The sequence below is a fragment of the Halobacillus sp. BBL2006 genome (assembly GCF_000786645.1).
Lineage (GTDB): Bacteria > Bacillota > Bacilli > Bacillales > Halobacillaceae > Halobacillus.
This window is the reverse complement of the sequence record NZ_JRNX01000272.1, coordinates 1-3,965: the sequence shown is the minus strand read 5'-3', so window position 1 is coordinate 3,965 and position 3,965 is coordinate 1. Positions and strand designations below refer to the sequence as shown.

Sequence of the window (3,965 nt, the reverse complement as noted above, 5' to 3'; positions counted from 1 at the left end):
TTTCGCTAAGTTCCAATTTAAAGGAAGAAATGCGATCTTCTTCATGCTGTTAGTGGCGATCATGATTCCGTATCATGTAACCTTGATCCCATTATTTGAAATCTTTTCAAATGTCGGCTGGCTGAATACTTTCCAGGCGGTCATTTTGCCACAGGTGGCTTATCCATTTGCTATTTTCTTAATGAGACAAAACATGCAGGCAATCCCTGACTCACTCCTTGAGGCTGCTCGAGTAGATGGAGCGGGGGAATTCCATATCTTTTTCAGGATTGTCCTCCCAGTCATGAGGCCCGCACTTGCTGCAGTGGCAATTTTCCTATTCATGTTCCAATGGAATAATTTCATTTGGCCATTAGTAGTCTTGCAGTCTCAAGATATGTACACCTTACCAGTCGCACTCTCTAGTCTTGTCGGTATGTCACGTATAGACTACGGTCAGGTCATGATGGGAACGACGTTATCTACATTACCAATTATGATTTTCTTCTTATTGTTACAAAAGCAGTTCATTTCTGGAATTTTAGGAGGGTCTGTTAAAGAATAATTCAAGTTAGGCGGGTGAAACAGTAATGATTCATATAAATGAGGCACTTCAGCAGTTTCATTTATCCAATGGACAGATCAGTTATATCTTTCATGTGATGAAAAATGGTCAATTAGGACATCTATATGCTGGGAAGGCGCTACGTCATCGAGAGGACTTTACGTATTTCCAATCGTATGAAAACCCAGCCCCTTCAACCACTCATGTTTTTGAAAAAGATCATTCCTTTTCTTTGGAGACGGTAAGACAGGAGTTCCCGGTTCATGGAAAGGGGGACTTCAGAGAAGCTGCTTCCATAATCGTAGACGAACAAGGAGAGTTTGTATCTGATTTTGTATTTGATTCGTTTGAGGTTATAAAAGGAAAGCCAAAACTGAAGGGGCTGCCTGCAACCTTTGCTGAAAAAGAAAAAGTAGACACATTAAAGATTACTTTAGTAGATAGGGAATCTAGTGTAGTCGCAGATTTAACCTATTCGATATTCACTGATCTCCCCGTTCTCACAAGAAGTGTAAAAGTCAGCAATAACGGTCACCAGCCAGCTAAGATCGAACGTTTAATGTCTACGACGCTCGATCTTCCTGATGCGGATTATGAGATGCTTCATCTCTCGGGAGCCTGGGGAAGAGAAAGGCATGTGAAAGTGAGGAAGCTCGAGCAAGGAATTCAATCCATCGGAAGTTTGCGTGGAGCAAGTTCTCACCAGCATAACCCCTTTCTTGTTCTCCAAAGAGAAGACACAACCGAGCATCAAGGCGAAGCTTTTGGTTGGCAGCTGGTTTATAGTGGGAATTTCCTGGCTCAAGCAGAAGTGGATCACTATGAAACGACTAGGGTTTCTATGGGAATTCAACCTACTGGTTTCCAGTGGTTATTACAACCAGGAGAAAGCTTCCAGGCACCGGAAAGTGTGCTTTCCTATACAAACGAAGGATTGAATGGTCTCAGCCAATCTCTGCATGACCTACAGCGAAAACACCTTATCAATCCGAGCTGGATGGAAAAAGAACGACCGGTGCTGATCAACAATTGGGAAGCGACCTATTTTGATTTTAATGAAGAGAAATTAGATGAGTTTGTGACCGAAGCCTCTAAGTTAGGTGTGGAGTTATTCGTCCTTGATGATGGATGGTTTGGGAACCGCAACGATGATACAACTTCTCTTGGTGATTGGTTTGTTGATGAGTCGAAACTGCCACGGGGAATCGGTGAGCTTTCTAAAAGCGTCAAAGCGAAAGGGCTTCAGTTTGGGCTATGGTTTGAGCCTGAAATGATCAGCCCTGAGAGTAATTTGATCAAGAAGCACCCGGATTGGGTGATAGGTTCATTGAAACGAGCAAATACGTTTGGAAGAAATCAGAGGGTGCTGGATTTTGCAAACCCTGAAGTAGTCAGCTATTTATATGAAAGAATGTCATCCATTATAGAAGAAGCAGATCTCGACTATATCAAATGGGACATGAACAGGTATATCACGGAGCCATACGCAGCGTCTGTAGAAAATCAAGGGGAATTCTTTCACCGTTATATAACAGGTGTGTATGAACTGTATGATCGTTTAACCTCAAATTATCCTAATGTCTTATTTGAATCCTGTGCGGGAGGTGGAGGCCGCTTTGATCTGGGGATGATGTACTATGCCCCTCAGGCATGGACAAGTGATGATACCGATGCTGCAGAACGACTAAAGATCCAATATGGGACGTCATTAGGATATCCGCTGTCATCAATGGGTTCCCATGTATCAGCTGTACCTAACCACCAGACGTTAAGAAGCACGCCATTGAAATTCCGTGGAGATGTAGCTTATTTCGGTACATTTGGATATGAATTAGATCCTTCCCAGCTACAAGAAGAGGAGAAAGAAGAAGTGAAGGATCAAATCAGATTCTTTACCAAACACCGCTCTTTAATTCAGCAGGGTGATTTTTACCGGTTGAAGAGTCCGTTCAGAGGTTTAGCTACGGCATGGATGGTAGTAAGTGAAGATAAAACGAAGGCTCTTGTAGGATGGTATCAACCGATGAACCAACCGAACCCATCTGCACATAGAATTCTCAAGTTGAAGGGCCTTAATGAGGGTTTTGAGTACAAGGTTAATGGTCGAAATAACCACTTCGGAGATGAACTGATGGAGCGTGGATTGACGCTTCCAACTGAATTTAATGGAGCGAATCCTGGGGCGGAAAGAGGCGGTGCGTTTCAATCTCTAGTCTATGAGCTCGAAAGGAACAAAGCAAAAAAAATGAATGATTAAGCAAAAAAAGAATGTGAAGATTAGCATTTCACTTTTAAGGTAGCAAAGGTAATTAGTTTTTTAATGCCTACTCAACTTATATTCAATGAATGTTCACTCCTTCTGTATAGCAAAAAAGTGCATAAATAAACTTATTTTTTACCATTGAAACGCTTACACATAGACAGCTACAATTAGACACAGATAAAAAAGCGCATTCATAAATTCATGCACAATTTTGATTCCGCTTACAGAAGGAGAGACAACTATGAGTCTATTTACTGTTGCATCATTTCTATTTTTTACAGCGTTAGTCGCTTTGATTTCTTGGTGGTTTACAAGAAAAGAAAATTTAGACACCCAGGACGGGTACTTTTTAGGCGGAAGGAATCTTGGGGCGTGGGTGATCGCAGGTTCCTTGATGCTGACAAATCTATCAACAGAGCAGCTGGTGGGACTGAACGCTCAAGGGTATTCAGATACGATCGCTGTCATGGGGTGGGAAGTAGGATCTGCCATTGCTCTCGTGGTCGTAGCCTTTTTCTTACTTCCAAGGTATTTAAAAGGTGGAATCACAACGATTCCGGATTTCTTGGAAGATCGTTATGATTTCGGAACAAAGCAAATTGTTACCATCCTCTTTTTGTTCGGCTATGTATTCAATCTACTGCCTCCGATTCTTTACTCTGGAGCGGTTGCAATAAACGGGATTTTTAATATTCCTGAAGCTCTTGGATTAAGCCGTACTGGTGGTCTTTGGGTAACCGTATTCGCAATCGGTATTGTTGGATCCATTTACGCCATTTTCGGTGGTTTGAAAGCGGTTGCTGTATCCGACACGATCAATGGCGTCGGGTTGCTGATCGGTGGATTGCTCATTCCGATTATCGGATTGTTTGTGCTTGGTGATGGTTCTTTCACGAATGGATTTCAGACGATTGTAGAAAATTCCCCTGAGAAATTGAATTCTGTAGGGGGACCAGAAAGCCCAGTCCCATTCGGAACAATGTTTACAGGGATGCTGCTCGTTAATTTGTTCTACTGGGGAACAGCGCAGCACATTATGCAGCGGGCAATTGCTGCGAAGAACTTGAAGGAAGGTCAAAAAGGAGTTCTGATTGCGGCATTTCTTAAGCTGCTCGGCCCTGTATTCTTGATCTTGCCGGGGATTATCGCTTTTAATAT

Annotated in this window: 3 protein-coding genes; all 3 read left to right on the top strand. The window is 42.5% G+C overall.

Annotated features, from left to right (window positions below):
• The coding region (locus LD39_RS09060) for a carbohydrate ABC transporter permease (RefSeq protein WP_035545422.1) at nucleotides 1–544 on the top strand (544 nt) is incomplete at its 5' end.
• A 25-nt stretch (nucleotides 545–569) separates the two neighbouring features.
• On the top strand, nucleotides 570–2,801 hold the full coding sequence (locus LD39_RS09055) for an alpha-galactosidase (protein ID WP_035545420.1): 2,232 nt from the start codon (nucleotides 570–572) through the stop codon (nucleotides 2,799–2,801).
• A 247-nt stretch (nucleotides 2,802–3,048) separates the two neighbouring features.
• A partial coding sequence (locus LD39_RS09050) for a solute:sodium symporter family transporter (RefSeq protein WP_035545419.1) occupies nucleotides 3,049–3,965 on the top strand: 917 nt, incomplete at its 3' end.